The sequence below is a fragment of the Corynebacterium sp. UMB10321 genome, from assembly GCF_030228725.1.
Classification (GTDB): Bacteria; Actinomycetota; Actinomycetes; order Mycobacteriales; family Mycobacteriaceae; genus Corynebacterium; species Corynebacterium pseudogenitalium.
In genome coordinates, this window is the sequence record NZ_JASOZC010000007.1 from 96,724 (window position 1) to 117,593 (window position 20,870).

General features: G+C 58.4%; 19 protein-coding genes. 9 read left to right on the plus strand and 10 right to left on the minus strand.

Annotated features, from left to right (window positions below; translation table 11 throughout):
- Nucleotides 1-4 precede the first annotated feature (4 nt).
- From sigE to tatB, 3 genes are read left to right on the plus strand one after another with little or no spacing between them, the layout of a single operon-like run.
- Nucleotides 5-628: an RNA polymerase sigma factor SigE gene (gene sigE / locus QP752_RS08075; protein WP_070362676.1), complete on the plus strand. Its 624-nt coding sequence runs from the start codon at nucleotides 5-7 to the stop codon at nucleotides 626-628.
- A gap of 45 nt (nucleotides 629-673) precedes the next feature.
- The gene (locus QP752_RS08080) at nucleotides 674-1,015 is read left to right on the plus strand and encodes a zf-HC2 domain-containing protein (protein ID WP_070362675.1); all 342 of its coding nucleotides are present in this window, start codon (nucleotides 674-676) and stop codon (nucleotides 1,013-1,015) included.
- 10 nt (nucleotides 1,016-1,025) lie between these two features.
- The gene (gene tatB / locus QP752_RS08085; RefSeq protein ID WP_070479449.1) at nucleotides 1,026-1,445 is read left to right on the plus strand and encodes a Sec-independent protein translocase protein TatB; all 420 of its coding nucleotides are present in this window, start codon (nucleotides 1,026-1,028) and stop codon (nucleotides 1,443-1,445) included.
- A gap of 11 nt (nucleotides 1,446-1,456) precedes the next feature.
- Here the strand turns inward: tatB and QP752_RS08090 are convergent, their stop codons facing one another.
- Nucleotides 1,457-2,605 carry an Mrp/NBP35 family ATP-binding protein gene (locus QP752_RS08090; RefSeq protein ID WP_070479451.1) on the minus strand — a complete coding sequence of 383 codons (1,149 nt, stop codon included), beginning with the start codon at nucleotides 2,603-2,605 and terminating at the stop codon, nucleotides 1,457-1,459.
- A 60-nt stretch (nucleotides 2,606-2,665) separates the two neighbouring features.
- On the opposite strand from QP752_RS08090, the gene QP752_RS08095 reads away from it, so the two are divergent.
- A complete protein-coding gene (locus tag QP752_RS08095) occupies nucleotides 2,666-3,217 on the plus strand; it encodes a general stress protein (protein WP_070479453.1) in 552 nt (183 codons plus the stop codon).
- A 53-nt stretch (nucleotides 3,218-3,270) separates the two neighbouring features.
- Nucleotides 3,271-4,011: a hypothetical protein gene (locus tag QP752_RS08100; RefSeq protein ID WP_141742279.1), complete on the plus strand. Its 741-nt coding sequence runs from the start codon at nucleotides 3,271-3,273 to the stop codon at nucleotides 4,009-4,011.
- 84 nt (nucleotides 4,012-4,095) lie between these two features.
- Here QP752_RS08100 and QP752_RS08105 read toward each other — a convergent pair whose 3' ends face one another.
- Both QP752_RS08105 and QP752_RS08110 read right to left on the minus strand, forming a co-directional pair.
- The gene (locus QP752_RS08105; RefSeq protein ID WP_284805231.1) at nucleotides 4,096-7,809 is read right to left on the minus strand and encodes a multifunctional oxoglutarate decarboxylase/oxoglutarate dehydrogenase thiamine pyrophosphate-binding subunit/dihydrolipoyllysine-residue succinyltransferase subunit; all 3,714 of its coding nucleotides are present in this window, start codon (nucleotides 7,807-7,809) and stop codon (nucleotides 4,096-4,098) included.
- A 560-nt stretch (nucleotides 7,810-8,369) separates the two neighbouring features.
- Nucleotides 8,370-9,269: a hypothetical protein gene (locus QP752_RS08110; protein WP_070479458.1), complete on the minus strand. Its 900-nt coding sequence runs from the start codon at nucleotides 9,267-9,269 to the stop codon at nucleotides 8,370-8,372.
- Nucleotides 9,270-9,371: 102 nt separating this feature from the next.
- Between QP752_RS08110 and QP752_RS08115 the strand changes: the two genes are divergently transcribed.
- Both QP752_RS08115 and QP752_RS08120 read left to right on the plus strand, forming a co-directional pair.
- Nucleotides 9,372-10,937 carry a carboxylesterase/lipase family protein gene (locus QP752_RS08115; RefSeq protein WP_284805234.1) on the plus strand — a complete coding sequence of 522 codons (1,566 nt, stop codon included), beginning with the start codon at nucleotides 9,372-9,374 and terminating at the stop codon, nucleotides 10,935-10,937.
- A gap of 54 nt (nucleotides 10,938-10,991) precedes the next feature.
- Nucleotides 10,992-11,591 (plus strand): hypothetical protein, encoded by a 600-nt coding sequence (locus tag QP752_RS08120; RefSeq protein ID WP_252931052.1) that lies wholly within the window; start codon nucleotides 10,992-10,994, stop codon nucleotides 11,589-11,591.
- An 8-nt stretch (nucleotides 11,592-11,599) separates the two neighbouring features.
- Here the strand turns inward: QP752_RS08120 and QP752_RS08125 are convergent, their stop codons facing one another.
- Nucleotides 11,600-12,061, minus strand: coding sequence for a hypothetical protein (locus tag QP752_RS08125; RefSeq protein WP_284805237.1), 462 nt, complete (start codon nucleotides 12,059-12,061; stop codon nucleotides 11,600-11,602).
- A 124-nt stretch (nucleotides 12,062-12,185) separates the two neighbouring features.
- Between QP752_RS08125 and QP752_RS08130 the strand changes: the two genes are divergently transcribed.
- Nucleotides 12,186-13,394, plus strand: a complete 1,209-nt coding sequence (locus tag QP752_RS08130) for an MFS transporter (protein WP_070976261.1) — start codon at nucleotides 12,186-12,188, stop codon at nucleotides 13,392-13,394.
- Nucleotides 13,395-13,403: 9 nt separating this feature from the next.
- A complete protein-coding gene (locus tag QP752_RS08135) occupies nucleotides 13,404-14,216 on the plus strand; it encodes a nucleoside hydrolase (protein ID WP_070976262.1) in 813 nt (270 codons plus the stop codon).
- Between the two features lie 61 nt (nucleotides 14,217-14,277).
- Here the strand turns inward: QP752_RS08135 and QP752_RS08140 are convergent, their stop codons facing one another.
- The 6 genes from QP752_RS08140 to QP752_RS08165 form a co-directional block, all read right to left on the minus strand.
- Nucleotides 14,278-15,276, minus strand: a complete 999-nt coding sequence (locus tag QP752_RS08140) for an L-lactate dehydrogenase (RefSeq protein ID WP_070362663.1) — start codon at nucleotides 15,274-15,276, stop codon at nucleotides 14,278-14,280.
- A 142-nt stretch (nucleotides 15,277-15,418) separates the two neighbouring features.
- Nucleotides 15,419-16,333, minus strand: coding sequence for a NaeI family type II restriction endonuclease (locus QP752_RS08145; RefSeq protein WP_070479467.1), 915 nt, complete (start codon nucleotides 16,331-16,333; stop codon nucleotides 15,419-15,421).
- Nucleotides 16,334-16,342: 9 nt separating this feature from the next.
- The gene (locus QP752_RS08150; RefSeq protein WP_284805241.1) at nucleotides 16,343-17,392 is read right to left on the minus strand and encodes a DNA cytosine methyltransferase; all 1,050 of its coding nucleotides are present in this window, start codon (nucleotides 17,390-17,392) and stop codon (nucleotides 16,343-16,345) included.
- An 88-nt stretch (nucleotides 17,393-17,480) separates the two neighbouring features.
- A complete protein-coding gene (locus QP752_RS08155; protein WP_176754835.1) occupies nucleotides 17,481-18,863 on the minus strand; it encodes an amino acid permease in 1,383 nt (460 codons plus the stop codon).
- A gap of 84 nt (nucleotides 18,864-18,947) precedes the next feature.
- Nucleotides 18,948-19,832 (minus strand): trypsin-like serine protease, encoded by an 885-nt coding sequence (locus tag QP752_RS08160; protein ID WP_070479472.1) that lies wholly within the window; start codon nucleotides 19,830-19,832, stop codon nucleotides 18,948-18,950.
- Between the two features lie 15 nt (nucleotides 19,833-19,847).
- A complete protein-coding gene (locus tag QP752_RS08165) occupies nucleotides 19,848-20,819 on the minus strand; it encodes a hypothetical protein (RefSeq protein ID WP_070479474.1) in 972 nt (323 codons plus the stop codon).
- Nucleotides 20,820-20,870: the final 51 nt, after the last annotated feature.

Below are 20,870 nucleotides of genomic sequence, written 5' to 3' on the forward strand. Positions count from 1 at the left end.
AAGCATGCAACCTGATGATGCTGCCGCCCAACATGATTCCGTCGCGCCCGAAGATTTGCGCGGTACGGCTGCATTTGATGCTGGGGTGGGGGCGATGCCTTCGTGGGCTGAGCTCGTCGCAGAGCACGCCGACAGTGTGTATCGCCTTGCGTACCGTCTTTCAGGTAACCAGCACGACGCGGAAGATCTTACGCAAGAAACCTTCATCCGCGTGTTCCGTAACTTAAAGAGTTACCAACCGGGTGCGTTCGGTGGCTGGCTTCATCGGATTACAACGAATCTGTTCCTTGATATGGTGCGCCACCGGGCGAAGATCCGGATGGAAGCACTCCCGGAAGACTATGAGCGCGTTCCCGGCACTGATATGACTCCGGAGCAGGCGTATAACGTCGCGCACCTCGATCCTGCCCTGCAGCACGCACTCGATGAATTGAGTCCGGACTTCCGCGTTGCCGTGGTGCTTTGCGATGTCGTCGGTATGACGTACGAAGAAATCGCTGAGACGCTTGGAGTCAAGATGGGTACCGTCCGTTCACGCATCCATCGCGGTAGAACTCAGCTGCGTGAATCGCTCGAGGAGCAGGCGCGGCATGACGTCGCCACCGAAGAGTTAATTCGACTACGCTAGGGCGCGAGATAGTGGTTGACTACGGATGCGAAAGGAGCGTTACCGATGCGAGCGTTTTGTTCCACTGAGCATTTGAACCCTGAAGCAATTGCAGCTTTCGCAGACGGTGAACTTTCGCGCTCTGCAAGCCGTCGCGCTATGAAACATATGTTGGAGTGCCCAGAGTGCTTCCAAGATGTTCTTGTGCAGCGGCGAGCGTCCGCACGTGTAAAGGCCTGCAAGGATGACGACCTGCGAGCCCCAGATTCGCTGGTGGCGAAGCTCAGCGGCCTGTGCCACGAGATGCAACCTGCCGAGCCTTGCGGTGAAGATGCTCATCACAAGGAACGATCACCGATTGTGGCCGCCGTTGACGCCACGCTTCGGGCGCTGCGGCACCGAGAGTAGGATGTGATCCGTGTTTTCCAGTATTGGCTGGGGTGAAGTCTTTTTCATCCTGATCATCGGCCTCATTGTGATTGGTCCGGAGCGGCTCCCAAGCGTTATCGAGGATGTCCGCGCAGCCATTTACGCTGCGCGCAAGGCGATCAACAACGCGAAGCGGGAGCTCAACGGTGAGCTCGAGGAGTTTGAGGAGCTACGCAAGCCACTGGATACGGTGTCGCAGTATGCGTCGATGGGGCCAAAGCGCGCGATGGCGAAGTTTTTCTTCGAAGATGACGAGGAATTTCTCGAAAGTTTTGATCCGCGCAAAATGATGGAAGACGATGCGCCTCTGGCTCGCCAACCATCAAAGCCACAGTCCCGGGCAAAGAAAGGGCCGGAGGACGGGGGACAGCCCAGTGGAGGGGGATTCTCCTGGACTGACGTTACCTAGTTCCCACCGATCTATTCGTCAGTGTGCTTCACACCAAGGTTGAGGGACTTGCCAGCAAGTGAGTTACGGCGAATCTTCAGCTTGGTGACGATCTCCTGGATCGCCGCAGCGGCAGGGGAGTCTGGTTCTGCTGTGACGACAGGGGTTCCGGTGTCACCGTTTTCTCGTAGCTTCGGATCCAACGGGATGGAACCTAGCAGCGGCACGTCACTATCTGTGAGCGCGGTCAGGCGCTCCGCAACCTGCTGGCCACCACCTTCACCAAAGATATTCATGACGGAGCCGTCAGGCATGACCATCCCGGCCATGTTCTCGATGACGCCAGCAATTCGCTGCTCAGTCTGCTGAGAAATTGTGCCGGCACGCTCAGCGACCTCAGCTGCGGCTGCTTGCGGAGTGGTAACAATGAGCAGTTCGGCATTTGGAATCAGCTGCGCCACTGTGATCGCCACATCGCCGGTCCCCGGTGGAAGGTCAAGGAAGAGTACGTCAAGATCGCCCCAGTACACATCAGACAGGAACTGTTGGATTGCGCGGGTGAGCATCGGTCCACGCCAAACCACAGGGGCATTGCCCTCCACAAATTGCCCCACAGAGATGTGGCGCACGCCGTGTGCGATCGGTGGCATGATCATTTCTTCGACCACAGTCGGCCCCATGTCGGAAGAGCCGAGGAGACCAGGGACGGAGTGCCCGTAAATGTCGGCGTCGACAATTCCGACGCTGAGGCCCTGTGCTGCCATTGCAGTGGCCAAGTTCACTGTCATCGAGGACTTGCCGACGCCACCTTTGCCTGAAGCTACCGCGAACACCCGGGTGCGCGACGACGGGTCAGCGAAAGGGATGTCGGGCCCGGGCTGCTGTGCACGCAGCTTCGAGGCCATTTCGCGACGCTGCTCCGCGCTCATAGTGTGAAGCGTGACTGTCACGTTCTCCACGCCGTCGATTTCCTCTACGACTGCGCGGACGTTGCCCTCGATGGTGTCACGCATCGGGCAGCCCGCGATGGTGAGGTAAATGCCGACGGTGACGTTGGGGCCGTCGATACGTACGGACTCCACCATCCCGAGTTCGGTAATGGGTTTTCCAATTTCGGGATCGTCAACGCGAGCAAGCGCTTCGCGGACCTGGAATTCTGAAATGAGTTCTGCGTTTGCCATAACGGGCTTCAGTATAGTCAGAGAAGCTGGATGTTCATACGAGCAGAGGAGTGACAACGAATGGCCCAACTCAACAACAACCGCCTGGTAGCGCGCGAAGTGCCAACAGGGTGGCCGGTAGGCAGTTTTAATACCTACCAGGAGGCACAAGAAGCAGTTGACACGCTGTCGGACAAGGAATTTCCGGTAGAGAAGCTCACAATTGTCGGTGTGGACTTGATGCAGGTTGAGAGTATTACGGGCCGCCTCACGTGGGGCAAGGTACTTGGTGGCGGCGCACTATCGGGCCTGTGGATGGGCATGTTCATCGGCATCATTTTCTCGCTGTTCGCGGAAGAAGGTGGGTGGGGCATCTTCGCCTCGTGCGTCGCGATGGGTGGCGTGTTCGGAGCAGTTTTCGCAGCTATCGCTTACGCGTTTACAGGTGGAAAGCGTGACTTCGCCTCAGCGACAAGCATCGTCGCACGCCGATACGATGTGCTTTGCGCACCTGACGCTGCGCGTCGAGCCCGCGACATGATCGCCGCAATGCACCCACAGCGCGTCACTGGACGGCCAACTGAGCCGTCGGCCACCGATAGCGACGCCTCCGAAGACAACGCAGCGCGCTAGACTAACTCTGTTTTCCAGGCTCGTCTGAGCACACTACGAAGAAGGTATTTATGGTGTCCCTGCGTCCTCTCCGTACACTGATTGCTGCGGCACTGGCAACGAGCCTTGTCGGCGGGTTGACTGGCTGCACAGATGACTCGCTTTCACCGGTGAAGTTTGTCAACGGCGAATCCCGCGGCAACATCGTCAAAATCGGAATTGATACCTCAGAACCTGAACAGGTAGTGCTGGGGGAGATCTACTACGAGATCATTACAGCGATGGGACATCCTGCCGGGGTAGTCCCGTTCAATGACGTGTACTCCCGAAATGCAGCCGAACTGCTGCAAGAAGAAGACGTCGATATGGTCGTTGCGTGCTCTGGTGTTCTGTTGCAAGCGCTAGACGCACACGGAGCGAAGGAGCTCGACAACGATATAGCGCACGATCGTCTCGACGGTGCGGATCCGTCAGAAGCGACGTTCGCTCTTCTTGCGGGTGCGCTGCCCGGCAACATCCAATCGGTTGACCCTTCCCCTGCGCAGGGCTGTGCGTCGCACGTGGAGCTCGAGCACCTTCCTAACAGCGTCATCCCGCTGTTCTACAAATCAAAGTTTGCTCGCAAGGAAGTCAGGCGCATCAACGCGATGACGCGCGTGCTCAGCACAGCGCAGTTGGAAGAGATGAGCGAGGAAGTCGCGCAGGGCAAAGAACCGCGCGTTGTTACTGCGGATTGGCTCCGTGAATACGCCAGCATCAACGTTGAAAACCCAGATGCCAACGGCGGGGAAGCCGAGGCGACAGCTACTCCCTAGGCGCAAGCCAAATGAGTGAATCCTCAACAGGGAAGCGCCCCAACCGCAGTAAGCGGTTGGGGCGCCATTGCGTGTAAGCGCTACTTACTTCGCAAACGCCTCATCCAGCAGAGTCTTCTCCTCTTCCTGGTGGACCTTCGCCACGCCGGTTGCAGTGGTCGACTGCGCACGGCGAGAGACGCGGACCATTTCAGGCATATCCGGAATCAGTGTGCGCAGGTGCTCGTTGTAGAACGGCCATGCGCCTTGGTTAGCGGGCTCATTCTGAACCCAGCGAATTTCCTTCGCGTTCGGGTAGTTCTCGAACGCATCCCGGATGCGGTTGAATGGAATCGGGTGCAGCATCTCGATACGGATGATGGCGACATCGTCGCGCTTATCCTTCTTACGACGCTTCTCCAGTTCGTAGTAGATCTTGCCGGAACACAGCAAGATCGTGGTGACCTTGTCGTGATCTGCGCCGTCAACCTTGACGTTGCCACGCTGTACGAACTCGGGGTCGTCGATAACTGACTGGAACTTGTCCACCTCGATGAAGTCTGCAGGCTGCGAGACCGCCGCCTTGTTACGCAGCATCGACTTCGGGGTGAAGACGACGAGCGGGCGCTTCATCTCACCGAGCGCCTGACGACGCAGCAGGTGGAAATGGTTTGCCGGGGTAGACGGCTGGGCAATCGTCATCGAGCCCTCGGCGACCAGCTGGAGGAAGCGCTCGATACGGGCGGAGGAGTGGTCCGGGCCCTGGCCTTCGTAGCCGTGCGGCAGGAGGGCAATCATGCTGGAAAGCTCGCCCCACTTGGTCTCGCTGGAGGACAAGTACTCGTCGATGATGGTCTGTGCGCCATTGGCGAAGTCGCCGAACTGTGCCTCCCATGCGACGACAGCGTCCTTGTTGCCAAGGGTGTAGCCGTACTCGAAGCCCATACCTGCATATTCGGTCAGTGCAGAGTTGAACACCTCGAAGCGTCCGCCGTTGTCTTGTTCTTCCGCGTTTGCGTCGAGTGGGTTGTACGGAGTGCCGTTATTCGGGTCGTAGAGCACCGCGTGGCGCTGCGTGAACGTACCGCGCTGTGAGTCCTCACCTGCAAGGCGGACAAACTTGCCCTGCTCTGCAAGGGAACCGAAAGCGAGCAGCTCGCCCCAGCCCCAGTCGATGTCGCCGTTTTCGAAGGAACCACCGCGCTTCTTGAGCACGTTGTTCAGGCGCTTGTTCGGCTCGAATTCCTCAGGCAGCTTGCCGTACGAATCCGCAAGGCGCTTGAACGTATCCTCGCTGATCGAGGTGTCCAGGCCACGAGTGAGCTTCTGCGAGTCCGTGATGCCGGTCTGCTCGCTTGGCTTGCCCTCAGCGGACTTGACGTCAGAGAAGACTGCGTCAAGCTGATCGTGGAAGTCCTGTGCCGCGATCTTGGCTTCTTCCTGCGTGAGGTCGCCACGGCCGATGAGGTCCTTGGTGTAGCGGGTACGCACCGAGTCGTGGGAGTGGATGCGGTCGTACATCACTGGCTGCGTCACGGTCGGGTCGTCTGCCTCGTTGTGGCCGCGCAGACGGTAGCAGATGAGGTCGATGAAGACGTCCTTGCCGAAGGCGCGGCGGTATTCGGTTGCCAGGTGAGCAACCCAGGCGGCTGCCTCCGGGTCGTCGCCGTTGACGTGGAACACTGGGCAGTTGAAGCCCTTGGCCAGGTCGGTAGCGTAGTAGGAGGAGCGGCCAGAGTCAGGGGTAGTGGTGAAACCAATCTGGTTGTTCACAACGATGTGGACGGTGCCACCAACGGAGTAGCCAGGGAGGCGAGACAGGTTCAGCGTCTCCTGTACGATGCCGAGGCCAGCGAATGCGGCGTCGCCGTGCAGCATAATCGGAACTACTGGATTGTCGTCGCGAACACCGTTTTCACGCAGCGTGTCCGCCTTTGCGCGGGCAATACCGACGAGCACTGGGTCAACAGCCTCGAGGTGTGACGGGTTCGCGGCCAGCGAGACCTTGATCTCGCCGTCGCCGAACATCTGGATGTGCTTGCCCTCGAAGCCGAGGTGGTACTTCACGTCGCCAGAGCCACCCTGCTGTGCGGACTGCATGTTGCCCTCGAACTCGTTGAAGATCGTAGCGACAGGCTTGCCCACGATGTTAAACAGCACGTTCAGGCGACCACGGTGTGGCATGCCGATGACAGCTTCGTCGAGGCCTTGGCCAGCGGCGGTATCAATCACCGCGTCCATCAATGGGATGAGTGTTTCCGCACCCTCGAGGGAGAAGCGCTTCTGGCCGAGGTACTTCGTCTGGAGGAAGTTCTCAAATGCTTCAGCAGCATTGAGCTTCTGCAGGATGTACTTTTGCTCAGCATTCGTCGGCTTCGGCATGCCAGCCTCGATGCGCTCGAGCAGCCACTCACGCTCATCGCGGTCGAGAATATGGGTGTATTCAGCACCGACGTGCAGGGTGTAGGCAGCACGTAGGCGACTAAGCACCTCGCGCAACGTCATTGTTTCCTTGCCCCCGAAACCACCTACGTGGAACGTGCGGTCGAGGTCCCACAGCGTCAGGCCGTGGGTTTCCATCAGCAGGTCACGGGAGTCCGGTTGCTGCAGGCCCGGCTGGCGCCAACGAAGCGGGTTCGTGTCAGCAATGAGGTGGCCGCGGGAGCGGTACGCCTCGATGAGCTGCATGACACGGGTGTCCTTGTTCACGCCGGAATTCGGCAGGTCCTTCGCCCAGCGTATCGGGAGGAACGGGATCTCGAGGGACTCGAAGATGGAATCCCAGAACTTATCGTCGACGAGGAGCTGCGAAATATCGCGCAGGAACTCGCCAGACTCTGCACCCTGGATGACGCGGTGGTCATAGGTGGAGGTCAGTGTCACAAGCTTGCCGACGCCCAGCTCCGCCAAACGGTCCTCGCTGGCACCTGCAAACTCTGCAGGATAGTCCATTGCGCCGACACCAACGATGGTGCCCTGGCCCTTTGTCAGACGCGGAATCGAGTGGCGGGTACCGATGCCACCCGGGTTGGTCAGCTGAATGGTTACGCCAGAGAAGTCGTCCATCGTGAGCTTGCCGTCGCGCGCGCGACGCACAATGTCTTCGTAGCTTTCGACGAACTCCGCAAACGACTTGTTCTCGCACTCCTTAATCGCAGCGACGACCAGGGAGCGGGACCCGTCCTTCTGCGGCAGGTCGATTGCTAGACCCAGGTTGATGTGCTCAGGCTGAACTGCGAAGGACTTCTTGCCGTCCTCCTTGTAGTTCTTATTCATGTCCGGGTGGAGCTTGGTGGACTGAATGATTGCGTAGCCAAGGATATGCGTGAACGAAACCTTGCCGCCGCGAGTGCGCTTGAGGTGCTCATTGATCAACGTGCGGTTTTCAAACATGAGCTTGACCGGCATATCGCGCACGGTGGTGGCGGTTGGCACCTCGAGCGATTCGTTCATGTTCTTCGCGATAGCGCGGAACGCACCCTTGAGCTGTTCCTCGCCTGGAGTGACCTTGACACTATCGAGCTTGTCCAACGGGGAAGCGGTCGGCTTCTTGGTGCGCTTTGGAGCTGCTTCGGCGGCTGCGCGGTCTACCTGGGTTTGACGGCCGTCCTGGGTAGGAGCGCTCGTGGAGCTGGTGACGCTCGTCGCAGTCTTCGAGGAACCTTTTGGCGCCGGGGTGTTTGTCACCGTCGGCGGGGTGCCCTTCTTCTCGAAAAGATCGCGCCACTCCGCGTCAACGGAGTTGGGATCCTGTTTGTACTGCTGGAACATCTCCTCAACCAGCCAGTCGTTCTGGCCGAACGTATCTTCGCTGCTCACGGCAGGTGCTCGCCTCTCTTCTTGGGTTGTATGTAACTTTTCAACGACTTTAATTGTCTGGGATTAGGTAGTGCTACCTTACATTCCCGAAAAGCCCTCGTACTTGTGAGATCTACCCCCTTTAGCGGTTGATACACCACAAATGGGCATATCTTCCGTTTTGAGTGAGAAGGGTCTCATGAGAACCGTTATCAATGATACGTCCTCATTCGACAACAAGTATTTGAACGGTTGCTTGCTCGTGATTGATTGATTTCGAACTCTTGAAGAGGTGGGGCGGGCACGTCGACTTTGGCCTGGTGCGTGGGGAAGTGCAGAGTGGGCGTCGAGCAGTATTCACGGTGGCAGCTGTCGAGAAGCGCTCGTGTGCAGTCTCGGGGGGACCAAGAAGGTGGGGCCAAAGCAGGCTCGCGTATTTGAGGGGGCGCTGTGTTTCGGCGGCGGTGCAGGGTGTGGATCTCCAACTAAAGCAGAGGTGCTACCGGGGGTAGGCGAAAGATGGAAGTGCGTGATTCCCGCCTCAGTTTTGGGGGAGGCGGGAATGAACTTCGGAGCCGAAGCTATTTGGTAATTTCTTGCTGATTGGTGTCGCGTACTTTGTCGTCGTCACCAAAGAGTCGGAGTACCCAGCGCAGAAGGTTCTTTGGATTCGCACTGAGGCCAGCCTCCTCCTGGTCAGGCTTTTCCGGAAGAGGGCTCAAGAATTGGGAGGGAGGAGTGCCGAGGGCGACGGCGATGTTATCCATCAGGTGGTCGGCAAGCTTGCGGTTGGCGGCGGTGCCCGCGATCGCGCCGAGCCCCAGAGGCAGCATCTTGCCAATCCATGCTCGGCGGAACCGCTTCGTAAACGACTTCATGGCCACACGAGACAGGATGCCATTGACTTCGGCGAGGCCCGGGCCAGCAAAGCGCGTCAGGACATTTTTCGACGCCAACTCCCTCGGCCGAGCTCGGTCCGCGCCGAGCAACGTGTCAACAATCGCAACGCCCTGGGCGCCCATCATGACCGTGAGCACGCCTGCGCGTCGGCGCTCTTTGTCTTCGATATTGACGTCGCGCAAGTACATGGAGGAGAGGGTGTAAAACGCGGCAAGGTCTAAGAAGACTACCGATTCGCCAGCAACGGCTGCTGCGCCGGTGACGAGCCCTACGCCAGGAACCGCGGCTGCTGCGCCCACGCCTGCACCTGTTGCGGAGACTACGTTTTTAAAATGCTTGTCCATCGTGTGCTGGATTTCCGCAGGACTTTGCTCCGGGTGTTGACGGCGAAGCCAGTTCACGTAAGCCCGAATGGCACCGGACTGAAGATGGACAGCCTTATCTACTGCTGCGATAAACGCTCGGCCTGCTGGGCCTGCTTCCTCCTCGAGGGAGCTTAAGTCTTCAGCACGGGCGTCTTCAATAATTTCGACTACAGGTTCGTCGTCTTCGTGCTTGTCTTTGCGGAACTTTTCTAACATGCTGTGTGTTTTTCTCCTTATTAATTATTGGTACGAGCGTTCATCGTACCCGCCTTAGAAACTCCACGAGAATAGACAGAATTCCGGGCTAGGCTAAAAGGCATGCATCTCAACAGCAACAATCCGCAGGAGCACCTCCAGGTGCAGACCACCTCGGGAATCGTTGCTGGCACTATTGATCCACAAACCGGGGTTCGCACTTGGCGCGGGGTACCCTACGGTGCAGATATGGGCGGTGAGAACCGATTTCGGGCCCCACAGCCTGCGCCTTCGTGGTCAGGTGTGCGCACCACAACCAACTATCGGCCACCTGCGATGCAGACGAATTTCGGGTGGAAAGACACAGTAATCGGCACCGAGGACTGCCTACACGCAGACATCGTTCGGCCTGATACGGACGACGTACTCCCCGTCGTCATCTATTTTCACGGTGGATCGTTCGTAAGCGGATCGAGTCATGAGAAAGTACTCCAGGGGCACTTTCTGGCTAATGTCACCGATATCGTCTATGTCTCCTTAAACTTTCGCCTCGGGGTGCTTGGGTACTTGGATCTGCGCAGTATCGGCGAGGACTGCGCTGCCAACCCCGCCATTTTGGACCAGATCCTCGCGCTGCAGTGGGTACACGAAAACATCGCGGCCTTCGGAGGGGATCCGAACAACGTAACCATCATGGGCGAGTCAGCCGGGGCAGCTTCAGTAATCCATATGATGTGCGCCCCGGCGGCTCGGGGGTTGTTCCACCGGGCAATCGCCCAGTCCACTCCGCTTTCTTCCGTGCATACGAAGGCACAAGCCGCGATGTGGACGTCGACACTTCTTGACGGCATGGGGCTATCGCGACTATCTACCCTCGAGCACCTCCGGGAGGTACCTGCCGAGGAACTGGTTAGAGTGGGGCAGTCCATGCTGTTTACTGGCCGCGAGCTGCGCGAACTGAATTTGAGCTTCATGCCGACGGTCGATGGCACCACGCTGCCAGCTCACCCGCTGGACATGTTCCGCGCCGGGCAACAGGCGCCGGTGCCGTTGATCATCGGGACCAATGCGGATGAGGCCAGCTTTGCAAAGGCGCTGTATCAGCGGACGAAAGCCCGTCAGCGTGCAGCACGCCGCTTGCTCGAGGCGTATGACGCGAAGAACGCGACAGCGGTCATCCAGGCGTATAGCGACGTGAGCCAGCGTACGGACTTCGCCGAGTTTCTCGCAGACGCCGTGTTCTGGGGACCGTCGGTGATCGCTGCAGGGGAGCACCGTAAGGTGGCTCCGACTTGGATGTACCGCTTTGAATATGCATCGGCGACAATGCGGCGGCTCGGGTTGGGGGCAATGCACACAGCCGACCTGATGGCGGTGTTTGGCGATCGGGAAGGTACACGCTCATCGAAGATCGACCGATTTGGCTCCACCGTTGCGTTTGAAGCAGTAGTTGAAGTGATGCAGCGCAACTGGGGGTCGTTCTTTCATACCGGTGAACCAGGGCCGAACTGGCCCCGCTACGATTTTCGTGGCGACGACCACCCCGGGCGCGCGACCGCAATCATCAACGAACATCCGTCAATCGTGTACGACCCAAAACGTCACAAACGCCGGGCATGGGAGGCTTTTGACATGCGTAGCTGGCAGGGCCGCGAAGCGTGGATGCGCATCATGGGGCCAGAACAGTAGGCTTGGCATCGTCCGCCGGTGACAACCACGATGAGGAAGAGTAGAGGATTCTTCGTGAGCTTTTTAGAAGACATTGCCGCGGCTCTAGACCGTGAAGGTATTGAGTCTCGTGTGCACGACGACACGATGTTTGTTCCTATCACCCCCGAGATTGAGATCCAGTTCGTTGTTATCGACGAGCAACTGCCAGCGGCGAACGTGTATATCGCGGCTGCTGACGTTGATGAAGACGATGAGGACTTTGAAGCAGCATTGGTCGCAGTTATATTTTCTGCCGAAGATGCTGTGTCCGCTGTCGCTGAGCATATAGCCACTGACGAGGTGGTTACCGTGTTCCGCAGCCTGCTCGAGGCTGCAGACGAACGTATCGCCGGGCTTGAATTCTTTCCGGACGCCGAAAACCATCAACTCGTCTTCGCAGAAGTTGGTACAGAGGCTGAAGTCCACGTGGAGGTCGAAGTTATCGACGCCACAGCCACTGCCCACGTGCAGTTTGTGGTTCCTGGAGACGATGAGGAAGCAGATTCCGAAGAACTTGACTTGGGAAGCTTCACCGACATCGACAGGCTTTTTGATGTCTTGAATCTGGTTGCTGACCAGGCTGAAGACTGGGAGAGCCAGATGCTTCCGCTTGACGACGAACCGGGGCAGTAGCCAGCCGGTTACGCTACGTTCAGTCCGGCGAACAGGGATGAAGGAGAGCGGACGGGATCGAAGTGGCCGTCGACTAGCCAGACATACGTTGCCGCGTATGGATGTGGCAGTAGATGAAGCATGTCCTCCGTCGCGTCGGGGTAGAGCGCGCGCATCCAACCCTCAGCTACCGCGGGGTTGACCGGCGCACCCGACTGGGCGGTGAATCGTGCTTCGATGATGTACGCGGGACGTGCAGACGCTCCGTAACCTTGCACCATCGCCTGAGCCCGCGGGCCGACTCTCCGCCGCGTAAGCGCAAGGTTGATGTGTTGCTTGTCTATGACTCGCGGCAATGCGATGACCGGCGGGCGCCACGAGCCAGTCGGTCGTGCAAGAGAGCGAGGGTGCTTGACTGTGGCGCTGAGGGCTTGGACGGTGTCGTCAAAGCGGTGGGTGATTTCTTGAGCAATCGTTGATTCGTAGAACATGCTTCGAAGCGTACGAGAGTAGCTGGACACGGAGTGGCCAAATCACCCATGAATTCGAACACCCGTGCTAACTTTGTTGCGTGATGGGATGTTAACGCGAAGAAAGACTAGTGTTGTCGCTGGTATGACGGAACAAACATATAAGGGCGGCGCTTCACCAAAGCTGCCTTCAGTGATATGGGTGCTGTGCACCGCAGCGTTTATCATTGCGCTCGGCTACGGGTTCATCGCCCCGGTGTTGCCACAATTCGCCGCCAGCTTCAACGTGTCCATGGCGGCCGCTGCAGCGGTGATCTCCGTGTTTGCAGCAGCTCGCTTGCTTGGCGCGCCAGGCGCGGGCGCGCTGGTGGATAAGCTCGGATCACGGCCGGTGTACCTCACCGGGTTGAGCATTGTTGCGACTGCAACGTTTGCCGTGGCGTTTGCTCAGGCGTACTGGCATATTTTGGCGTTGCGCTTTATCGCCGGCTTCGGATCCACGATGTTTACGCTCTCCGCACAGGCCTTCATCGTTCGCGTGATTCCTCCCAGCATTCGTGGGCGAGCGAATGCACTTTATGCATCGTCATTCTTGCTTGGCAACATCTTCGGGCCAATCATCGGCGCTGGACTCAGTTTCCTTGGATACCGAATTCCGTTCGCAGTCTACGGTGTTGGTGTCGGTCTTGCGGCAACTATCGTGTGGGTTGCTACGTCTCGGCAACACAAGCCAGAGACACCGAGAATACAGCGGCCGCCAATGCCACTGCGCCGAGCCTGGAAGCAACCCACGTACCGTGCGTTGCTCGCCGTCGCCTTTACAAATGGTTTTGTGAACTTCGGTGCGCGCGTTTCGGTCCTTCCGCTGTTCGCTGCGGCGATATTTGCAAATGGTGGCGCGGCATCCGGACTTGCGTTGACTGCGTTCGCGCTGGGCACGGGCGTCACGCTGCAGTTTTCTGGTCGGCTGGCTGACCGAATCGGACGTCGTCCTTGCATTCTCGCAGGTCTTGCGGTCTCGGCAATATTCACGGGCACACTCGGACTCGCCACGACAGTGTGGGTGCTGTTGCTGGTCTCAGTGTGTGCGGGTGTTGGCGGTGGGTTGATGAGTCCTGCCTCGCAGGCGACGTTAGCTGACATCATCGGCAATGACCGCTCGGGTGGCAAGGTAATTTCTACCTATCAGATGGTGCAGGACTCCGGCCAGATTGCGGCACCGATTGTGATCGGCTTTCTGGCGGAGGTGTTCGGCTTTGCTATCGCGTTTGGTGCCTGCGGAGTAGTTGCTCTGGTCGCTCTATTGCTCTGGGCAATGTACGGTAAGGAATCTCTGCACAGGTCCACTGCGTAAAGGAGCACGGTGCGAATTATTATTGACTGCGTCCCAGGGGTCGAGGACACGCTTGCGTTGGCATATGTCGTTGCTGCGCACCATCGTGGGCAGGCTGAATTGGAGTGCGTGACAACCTCAAGCGGTAGCGCCTCAGCTGCGCAATGTGCCCAGCATGCTGCGTGGGTGTTGGCACGCTGCGGCCTGCCCGCTGTTGCGGTCGCAGCAGGTTGCGACGCGCCAAAACATCAACCGACGCGCGATGCTGGACTGGGTGACGCCCGAGTCCCAGAACGCTACGTCGCGAATGACTGGGACCTGTTGTGGGCCGACGCGTGCGCGCGAGGTACACGGGACCTGTGTTTGATTTGCACGGGCCCGTTGACAAACCTCGCCGAGTTTTCACGGCGCTACCCCGAGTACTTCGACGCACTTGAGCACATCGTTGTGTCTGAATCCAGCCTTCTACTCGACCGAGAAGCCTCCGATGTGGTGTTGCAGGACACCCCGGTGGCGATCACCGTCTGTGCAGCACCGGAAACGTTGGGGCAGGTAGATGTGCAACGGTGCGCACCGCTGGCAGAAGTCGGGGCCACCGCGGTTACTGGCGTTTCGCTACTCGCGGCCCAGGTCGCGTTAGGTGATATCCAGACTGGTGGGCAGTGTGTGACGCTCGCGCCTGCCGAGGAAGATGATGACCCGAACGCGCTGGTGCTCGACACCGCGGATGTAGACGAAGAGGACGTCGTCAAGCTTTTCGACGCCTGCTGTGCCACGTTTGACGCTCTTGCACGCGGCGATGATGCTCTGGACGTAACGAGGCACCTCCGGGCGGAGGACTAACGCAGACAAAACGCCCGCCGGGGTGTGTCCGGCGGGCGCAATCGAAGGGTATGGGAAAGGCTTATGCCTCGGTGAGGCCAGCTTCGACCATCACGCCACGAAGGGTGTTGGCGGAGTGATCGAACTTTTCCTTCTCGCTATCTTCAAGGTGCAGCTCGACAACCTCGCGGACACCGTTGCGGTTGATAACAGCCGGGGTGCCGATGTAGATGTCTTCCTGACCGTACTGGCCTTCAAGGAGAGCAGAGACTGGCAGTACGACGTCCTCGTTCATCAGGATTGCGCGGGTGATGCGGGCAAGGCCAGCACCGATACCGAAGGACGTGGAGCCCTTGGCTTCGATGATCTTGTAGGCGGCATCGCGGGTTGCGACGAACATCTCGTCGATGCGCTCGTAGATCTTCGGATCGGTTTCTGCTTCCTTCTCCAGACGACGACGTAGCGAAACGCCAGCGACGGAGCCGGATGCCACGACAGGCAGCTCGGTGTCGCCGTGCTCACCGATGATGTAGGAGTGGACAGAGCTTGCGGAAACACCGAAGTACTTGCCGAGGTTGCAGCGCCAGCGTGCGGTGTCCAGGATGGTGCCGGAACCCACGACCTGTGCGGAGGAAAGACCGGTCTGCTTCCAGGTGGCGTAGGTCAGGACATCGACAGGGTTGGTTGCAACCAGGTAGATGCCGTTGAAGCCGTTGGCCATCACTTCCTTGTTGATGGACTCGAAGATCTTCACATTGCGGCCCACGAGCTCAAGGCGGGTTTCGCCGTCGCGCTGTGCAACACCTGCACAGTTGACGATGAGCGCTGCGTCGCGGCAGTCCTCGTAGGTGCCGACCGTGATCTTGGTGTTGTGGCCTGAGTACGGCATTGCGTGGTTGAGGTCCTCGACCTCACCCCACGTCTTCTTCTCGTTCAGGTCGATAATTGCGAGGTGGTCGCAAATACCCTGGTTGAGGATTGCGTATGCGAACGCGACGCCGACATCACCAGCACCAATCAAGACAATCTTGTTGCCTGGCGTGATGTTGTTCGACGGGGTGGACGGATTGGTGATAGTCATATGATCTCTCCTGAATCCAGTAAAACTATGTTCCGCTACCCATCATTGCAGATTTTCCGCCACAATGGGAATACCAATCGAAATATGTAACCAAGATAACGGAAATAGGCGGGCATAACCGGGCATTGATGGCTTTGGGGTATTAAAAGGGGAGGCGTGGCGCACGATGGAGTGAGTCGGCGCCCGTGGCGATTCGCCAAGTTTGACCTTCGATATCTACTGCAGGACCAACAAAATGCGGTTCAGCTGGAGTTACTCGTACGGCGAGGCTATCGCCATTCTTGCAAATCGGAAGGCAGAGGGCCTCTGCGATAGCTTGGTGGCGCCGGTAGTCCCCAAGGATCAAGATGCCTTCCTCCTGGAGGCGTGACCTTGATCCGCCGTTGTATCGAATGCGCTTCATTGGGTCTTTCTGCTGAGCGACAGTGTAAATGATGCCGCGCGGAATGAGCACCTGCTGGATTGAGCGAAACAACATGTCGAGGCGCTGTTGCCCAGAAGGCAATTCCATAATTTTGGCGACAGTTTCCTCATCCGCATGGAGGAGCACGTTATTCGGGTACGGGTGATCGAACCAGGCCCACGCAATTTTGTTGCGTGCTGCTGCCATGATGGTTCGCTTGCGGTCACGGTTTCCACCTGCGGTGAGGATGTCGTCGGTGATTTTGACGAAGCCTACTCGGAAAGTGGAAGTAACCTCATTTGCGTGGCAGAGCATGGCGTGGTGGCCAACTGCTTCCATCGGGATCATCCAGCCGTAGGGGTTCTTGGAGTATTTACAGTCAACTTCATGGCCGAGGATCTTGAAATCCATCTTGTCGCCGTCCGTGATAGTGCCGTCAAACCCTCGGCGAATGTTAATTTCAACCAACGATCCAATGTGGGCAAGTTCTGTCTTGCTCAGCTGCGCTGGGTCGAACCGGCCCGTGTGCTGGCCGTCATAGGCCTGGTCGAAAGTTTGTCGAAATATTCTTCCCATTGCTTCGCCGTCGGGAAACTCGTTACGGAAGAGCTCGGCGAGTTCATGGGAAAAATCGCCATCAAGGTTGTGTGTCATGGGCAGATCCTATGCGTGCGTTTGAAGCGCCAGTTGTGGGGCCACCTCGGGGGCTTTCGTTACGGCATTGCAGGAAAGTAGTGCGTCCTTGATTGCGGTGCCGATTGCAGCCGCAACCGGTGGCGGAAATGCATTGCCGACTTGGCGCCATTGGGCGGTCTTGCCACCTTGCCAATCCCAATCTTCAGGGAACCCTTGGATAACGCCGCCCATCCGCACAGTAAGGCGGGGAAGGTTGTCCGGGTCATCGACAGGGAAGTCGGGGCCTGGTGCGCTGTCTGCGATCGAAGTTCCTCGGATGCCGAGCTTCTTCCATGCTGCCTTTGCTCGAGTCGGGCCAACGTCTGGTCCACCGTGCTTCTTTGATCCGCCAACGAGCGTCGGTGCTACCGTATCGGCTTGATCTGCCCATGCGTCCGCTCCCGGCCAGCCATTTTCTCCCATTAGGTGGCGAAGTGCGCTACCAACGGATGTGTGATGCATATTCGGGGTTGGCCATTCGAAGTGCTCGGCAAACTCGTGTTTCAGGGCTACCAAAATAAACCGTGGGCGCAGTTGGGGGACACCGAAGTCTGCCGATTGAAACAGTGACCAGTAGGTGGTGTAACCCATCCGATTGAGCTCACTGACAATTTCATTGCGGTAGGAATCAAACCGCTTTTGGCCAAGGCCTCGGACGTTCTCCAGCATGACGGCTTTTGGATTGATTTCTCCTACCAGTCGTAGGGCTTGCGGGAACAGATCACGCTCGTCGTCTGCGCCGAGCTGTTTTCCCGCGATGGAAAAGGGCGGACACGGAACGCCACCTGCAAAGAGATCGACCTGATCGCGCCATACGGTGCCGTCGAAGTCATGTACATCCATTTCGCGTACTGGCCACGGATGTGGATGGTCACAGCCGCGATTGGCTCGCAGTGTCTCTGCTGCCCAGTTGTCGATTTCCACCACGGCTAGATGCTGGAAACCTGCTTGCTCGAGCCCAAGTGCTTGGCCTCCAGCGCCAGCGCAGATCTCGATAGAGGTCAACGTGGGCTCGGAAGTAACCGTAGACAGGCGCATCGCGTCTCCTTCTGGCTAAAACTTGGAATATGTAGGCATAGGATAGCGTGCACAGCAGACAATGGATACTTTTATTCGAAATTATGTGCTACTTCATCTCGTAAGTGACGTGCGCTGCCGCAACTGCCTTTGGGCGCCCGGTGACAAAGTAGAGCACAGTCATGATTACCACGAACGCAACGCCTACGGCGAGCGCCATGTGATACTGCGGCAGCCACACCATGATGCCGAATGTGAACAAGATGAAAATGATCGCGAACCACTGCCCGTAGGGCCAGAACGGTACAGGGAAGCTCAAGGTCTCGCGCTCTGCCGCGGACATGTTGCGGCGAGATGCGACGTGTGCCAGCAGGATCATCAGCCACACAAACACGGTTGCGAAGGTGGCCAGCGCTGCGATGGTCTCGAAGATGTTCGGATAGAGCGCGTTGAGCACCACGCCGATGATGAGTACGAGCAACAGGGTAATGGTCGTCATTACTGGGATGTCGCGGATGGTGCGCTTCATGATCTTCGGGGCTAGGCCTTCCTTCGCCAGGCCAGTAAGAACGCGCCCAGTGCCGAACAGGTCTGCATTAATTGCAGAAAGGGCAGCAGTGATGACCACCAAGTTGAGCAGTGCAGCGGCCCAGTTCACGCCAAGTGTGTCAAAGATCTGAACGAAGGGGCTTTCTTCACCAGTCATTGCACGCCACGGGTTGAGCATCAAGATAACCAGGATGGCGAGGACATAGAACAGAAGGATGCGCAGCGGTACGGTGTTGACGGCCTTCGGGATCGAGCGGTCCGGATCGTCTGCTTCGGTGCCGGCGACGCCGATGATCTCAGTTCCGCCGAAGGCGAAGAGTACGAGGATGAACGCTGCGATCATGCCTTCGATGCCGTTCGGGAAGAAGCCACCGTCGTTCCAGAGGTTAGAGATTCCGGTCGTCTCTGGGTCGGTACCCAAACCAAATGCGAGGATGGCAGCACCGCCGACGATCATCGCCATTACGGCGACGACCTTAATGAGCGTGAATGCGAACTCCAGCTCGCCGAACCAGCGCACGGATGCGAGGTTCGCCGCACCAATGACCAGCAGGGTAGTGGTAATCCATACCCATGCTGGGGTGTCCGGGAACCAGAACTTCATATAAATGCCGATGGCAGTCAAGTCCGCAAGGCAGACGATCATCATCTCGAATGCGAACATCCACCCGGTAATGTACCCGCCCAGGCCACCAAGGTGCTCCCTGGTGTACACCGCGAACGACCCACGAACCGGGTGCTGCACACTCATCTCGCCCAGGGCGCGCAACATAAAGTAGACGACGGCCCCTCCGAGTAAGTATACGAGGAGCACCGAGGGGCCGGCGGCCTGAATCGCGCCGGCGGAGCCGTAGAAGAGCCCGGTGCCGATCGCCGAGCCGAGGGCGATGAAGTGGATATGGCGGTGTGTAAGCCCCTTGGGCTTCGACGAGCGGGAAGTCATGGCAGACATCATAACGTTTAATTACGCTGCTCTGTAAATTATTCACAGGTAATTCTGTGAGTTCGGTCGCGTTTTCAGGCAGCGCTACTGTGCAGTATCAGCATCACGCTTCCGTGAGCGTGCAACTGCGGCAACTACCAGTGCGATAACGACGGCGGCACCGGCAGTGATGAGCATCCACGTCGGCGTACCGCCGTCATTTTCTGTGGGGGTCGTTTCGGCCGAGTCTTCCTTGGCGGAGATTTGCTCACGGATCCAGTCCGCCTGCGAAGCAACTGGCGCAAACGCAACCTTCGGGCTCACTCCTTCCTCAGCGGAGTCCGGGTTGTCTGGATCCATAAACAGTGATGCGGACGCGATGGCTGCGACCTTGCCCTCACTGAAGAGCGCGCCGCCGGAATCACCGGGCTGGGTTGCTGCCCCACCTTTCATGGTGGCTTCGACGCCGTCGGTGCCGTCAAACAGAATCATCGGGGTTGGGCCGTCGACGGTAGCGTCTGCGTACGGAAGGGTGCGTCCGGCACCAGAGCCATCAGAGGACCAGCCGTAGAAAGTAGCGTCGCTGCCTGCAGCTGGGATATCGCTAGCAAGCTCAGGATAAGCATCGAGTCCGAGGTCCTCAGAGGTGTGTAGCAGCGCGATATCGCCTTTCGGGGTGGTCATCCACTTATCGACGTCATAAAACTTCTGGTTATCACCCTGGCCAGTACGCACGGACCCACCAGCTTGTGGCAGGTGGTCCATACAATGGCGCGCAGTAATAACCCAGTGGGACGCAATGGCGGTACCTGTGCACACGCCGGTGTCTGGGTCATCGTCCGCGGTGCGGACGGAGACTACTGCGTTGGACTCTGCCGAAGGCTCAGCGAACGTATCGGACTGCATTGCCAATGCAGGTGCTGCCGGGAGTGCTACGAGCGCGGCAGCGACGCAGGAGCTAAGAATACGAGTGGAAGTGTGCAGTTTCATGAGTTTTCCTTTTCTTTAGTGTTGGAGCGGAGGAAGATCGGTCCGGGTTGCGCGAGCCACGATCATGCGCATCGCGGCCTCGAGTGGTCCACGGGCGTAGAAGCTGCGCCACAGCACAGCGAAGGCGAAAGCAACTGCCAGCGTGAGTACTGCGTATACCACCCCGCTGTGGCCGTTGGCCGTGACAACGTGTGCGCAGTACACCGTCAGAGGCATCCGGCCCATGTCACAACCAAACGGAACAAACTGTGCGAGGATGAGACACAGCGCAGTGATACCAGTCGCGACGGCGCACTCGCTGATCACTGAAATGAGTCCCCCGGTGTGCCCATTCGGATCGATCGCGGCGATGAATAGGCCAGCACCTGCCGTGTTGAGGTGCAGCCGAGCTGCAATCACCGCAGGCAGCACCGCCGCCGCGATAATGACTGTGACCCAACGACGCCATGGGTGGTGGAGGATGACACGCCACGACACCATGCCCGCAACCATGAGTGCCGCCCACGAAAAGACAGGGTAGGGGGCACCGAAGACTGCGGCCGGTAGTGCAACAACTGTCCCGAGCGCCGTCGTTGCAGCCGAAGCAAAGAGCAACCCCGCAAGCAGTAAGCCCAAACGCGCAGTTGGCCAGTGGGGAAGCGTCGCTAAGCAGAGGTAGCAGATGCCAAAGACAAGGAGCACAACCTCGATGTCGCCAGCGAACGGCACGAGGAGCACATGCAGCACAATCAGTAGCGTCCCACGAACATAAAAGCCATGGCGACAGCGCGCGACAGCCTCGCCGCCTACCGCTTGGGCGCGCCGGGCCATCAGCTCCATCGAGATGCCAGCCAGGAACGCGAACGTTGCCGCGGGGAAGCCGTAGAGCAACTGACCCGTGACGCCAGCAGGATGGGTGAGGTGCGCGAAGATCATGGCTGCGAGTGCTACGGCTCGCGCGTAATCAATACCGTGAACTCGCAGATCCGGTGTGGAAGTCTTTGACATGCTCCTCACGCTATGCAGGGCGATGTTGCGAGAGCGTTAACATTGCGACCC

Bases quoted from the DNA above. Each gene is read 5' to 3' on its own strand.
- QP752_RS08140 (WP_070362663.1), bottom strand. From the start codon at position 15,276: ATGACTATCACCAATCCGTCCACCCCGTCGAACAACATCACGCCAGGC.
- QP752_RS08160 (WP_070479472.1), bottom strand. From the start codon at position 19,832: ATGAAACTGCACACTTCCACTCGTATTCTTAGCTCCTGCGTCGCTGCC.
- QP752_RS08145 (WP_070479467.1), bottom strand. From the start codon at position 16,333: ATGACACACAACCTTGATGGCGATTTTTCCCATGAACTCGCCGAGCTC.
- QP752_RS08165 (WP_070479474.1), bottom strand. From the start codon at position 20,819: ATGTCAAAGACTTCCACACCGGATCTGCGAGTTCACGGTATTGATTAC.
- QP752_RS08090 (WP_070479451.1), bottom strand. From the start codon at position 2,605: ATGGCAAACGCAGAACTCATTTCAGAATTCCAGGTCCGCGAAGCGCTT.
- QP752_RS08115 (WP_284805234.1), top strand. From the start codon at position 9,372: ATGCATCTCAACAGCAACAATCCGCAGGAGCACCTCCAGGTGCAGACC.
- QP752_RS08125 (WP_284805237.1), bottom strand. From the start codon at position 12,061: ATGTTCTACGAATCAACGATTGCTCAAGAAATCACCCACCGCTTTGAC.
- QP752_RS08095 (WP_070479453.1), top strand. From the start codon at position 2,666: ATGGCCCAACTCAACAACAACCGCCTGGTAGCGCGCGAAGTGCCAACA.
- QP752_RS08130 (WP_070976261.1), top strand. From the start codon at position 12,186: ATGACGGAACAAACATATAAGGGCGGCGCTTCACCAAAGCTGCCTTCA.
- QP752_RS08155 (WP_176754835.1), bottom strand. From the start codon at position 18,863: ATGACTTCCCGCTCGTCGAAGCCCAAGGGGCTTACACACCGCCATATC.
- QP752_RS08110 (WP_070479458.1), bottom strand. From the start codon at position 9,269: ATGTTAGAAAAGTTCCGCAAAGACAAGCACGAAGACGACGAACCTGTA.
- sigE (WP_070362676.1), top strand. From the start codon at position 5: ATGCAACCTGATGATGCTGCCGCCCAACATGATTCCGTCGCGCCCGAA.
- QP752_RS08150 (WP_284805241.1), bottom strand. From the start codon at position 17,392: ATGCGCCTGTCTACGGTTACTTCCGAGCCCACGTTGACCTCTATCGAG.
- QP752_RS08080 (WP_070362675.1), top strand. From the start codon at position 674: ATGCGAGCGTTTTGTTCCACTGAGCATTTGAACCCTGAAGCAATTGCA.